Source organism: Variovorax sp. P4_D9, assembly GCF_056401695.1.
In genome coordinates this window covers 1-2,327 of record NZ_JBFUIU010001127.1, presented here as the reverse complement: position 1 = coordinate 2,327, position 2,327 = coordinate 1, and the positions used below count along the sequence as shown (strand labels likewise).

The following is a 2,327-nucleotide window of genomic DNA, read 5'->3' as shown; positions in this document are numbered from 1 at the left end:
GTCCTGCGTCTCGGTGCGGTAGGCGGCGATGAGGTCATCGCCCGTCATACGACCCCGTACAGGTCAATGAAGCCGTTCGCCATCTGGCGCAACGTGTCTACGTTGTGGCGCATGTCCAGCGTCTGCCGGTAGTTCACCATGGCGAAGTGCGCGAGCATGGGCTTCTCCATCCTCGCTACTTGATCGCGCAGGTCTTGCACGTCGAAGGCGGTCTTGTGCGCCTCGGCTTGCGCCTGGTCGGATAGCTCGAGCAGCGCGGCGGTGTCGTCGCCCTTCGCGCCCTTCTTGGCAGCCTTGGGGATCTCGCCYRGCTGGAAMACATCGGCGTGGCGCAGGAAGCGCTCGGCGAGATCCGGCGGCAGCATGCGCGTCTGGCCCTTGGTGAAGGGCAGATTCGAGCCATACAGGTTGTCGCGCCAGTCTTCCTCACGGATGTAGGCGACGGGCACCAGTTCGAGCGTGTTCTCTGGCATGGGATGGTGTGCAGAAGGTGGATGGAAGAAAGGGCCGCTACGGGCCCTTTCCCTGGGGCAGCCGCTGATTAGCGGAGGCCCTTCATCTCGCCCTTGATGACGATGTCCAGCTGCGACACCTTGGCGTTTGCGGCGCCAGCGATCGTGAGGATCAGGTTCGCGGCCTTGGGCAGCGTCACGTTGGCGTTGGCAGTCACGTTGCGCAGACGGCCGGTGGCGTTGAGCACGAGGCCCGTGCCGAAGAACGTGGCGCTCTGCGGGACGTTCAGGTCGTCGATGCCGTCTTCGTACTCGAAGCCAAGCGAGCCGACGACGGCCGCGGACAGGGCGGTGGAGACGATGACTTGGCTGTCGTCAAGGCGCATGCCGTCCTGCAGCGGGCCGAGGACGACCTTGTCACCGATGCCCAGGGGAGCGGTGATGTCGGCATCGATCGCGGCGCCGGTGGCGTCGGTCTTGAGCTGGAAGTGCAGCGACGAGTCGTTGCCGTACGGTGCGTTGTGGAATTGACGAGCGCGGAACTGGGTCTTGGTAACGGTGGTCATGGTGTTGGGCTCCTGATGGGTTGATGAGACGAGGCCGGACCGGGATCACTCCCGGCCCAGGTGCCTATCAGTTGCGGGCGCTGATGATCGGCACGGCGGTGTCGATGGCGATCGCGCCGTAGTCCGTCATCTGCTTGCCGATGCCGTAGTCGACCTCGAAGCGAATCTTCGAGACGCCGCGGATCGCGCCGAGCAGCAGCTCCACCTTGTCGCCGTGGTCCAGCTCCTTCTCGCTCCAGAAGAACGGGACGGACGAGTCCTTGTGCGCGGCGAGCGCTTCGGCGACGGCCTGACCGCCCAGCAAGATCGCGCGGTCCACGGCGAACGTGGTGCCGAAGGCGGCAGGCACGATAGTGGACAGCTCGGTTTCGCTGGTGAAGTCCTGCGCGTACTGGATGGTGTCGCCCGCATAGAAGCGGATCGGCTTGGGCATCTTSACGATCAGGATGCCGTTCCACAGGCCTGCRTCRCCCAKGAACAGCGGGCTCATGTTGGCCTGGCTTGCGCGAGCCATGGCCGAGGCCTGGAACTGGCGGAAGTTCGGGTCCGTGGCGAAGCCCGAGTACTGAGCCGGGGACACCAGCAGCACGCGGATCGGCGAGTCGTTGGCAGCCTTGTCGCCTTCGAAGATCACGCACGGGGGCGGCAGCGGGATCTGCTCGATCGTGGTCCGGATCGCATCGATCGTGTCCATCTTCAGCAGGTTCGTGGTCGCGAGGTCCACGGCACCGGCGTTGATGGCGAACGGCTTGATGCCGCCGGTCGCGGCGATGAAGTGGCGATTCTTCGTCGGCGCCTTCACCGCGTTGACCATGATGGCGGCGAAGTCCGAATCGGCAGTCGTGGGGATCGCCCACTCGATGTTGTTGTGGAAGCCGCGGGCGCCGGCCATCTGCACGAGCAGCGACTGGTCCACGTACTTGTCCATCAACGACTGAGCGACCGGACGGCCCAGCATGCGGAAGTCGGCCGGGCTGCGGATGGACGTCATGACGTCGCCGAGGTCCACCGGGAAACGCGCCTGGTTGACGCGCAGGCGAGCCTCGGAGAGCTTCATGCCGACACCGCGGCCTTCAGCGTAGTTCGAGCCCATGACGGGCTTCGCGCCGACCGGGTTGAGCAGGTGGAACGAGACTTCGTCGCCGTTGCCMTTGGTCAAGTCCTGGCAGCGCACGATGGGCATGTGCTGGGTGGACTGCTTCTTGAGCGTGGCAACCGCGCCGGCCGTGCCCTTGGGCATGGCGCCGGTGAGGCGTGCGAGCGTCGAGTTGCGCTGGTTGTGGGTTGCGAACAGGCCTACTGCCTGCTC

Annotated in this window: 3 protein-coding genes; all 3 read right to left on the bottom strand. The window is 65.3% G+C overall.

What is annotated here, in order from left to right:
* Positions 1–44 precede the first annotated feature (44 nt).
* Entirely contained in the window at positions 45–473 is a 429-nt protein-coding gene (locus AC1DY5_RS51910; protein WP_478122059.1) for a hypothetical protein, read from the bottom strand.
* Between the two features lie 68 nt (positions 474–541).
* A complete protein-coding gene (locus tag AC1DY5_RS51905; RefSeq protein WP_478122058.1) occupies positions 542–1,018 on the bottom strand; it encodes a hypothetical protein in 477 nt (158 codons plus the stop codon).
* Between the two features lie 67 nt (positions 1,019–1,085).
* The coding region (locus tag AC1DY5_RS51900) for a phage capsid family protein (RefSeq protein WP_478122057.1) at positions 1,086–2,327 on the bottom strand (1,242 nt) is incomplete at its 5' end.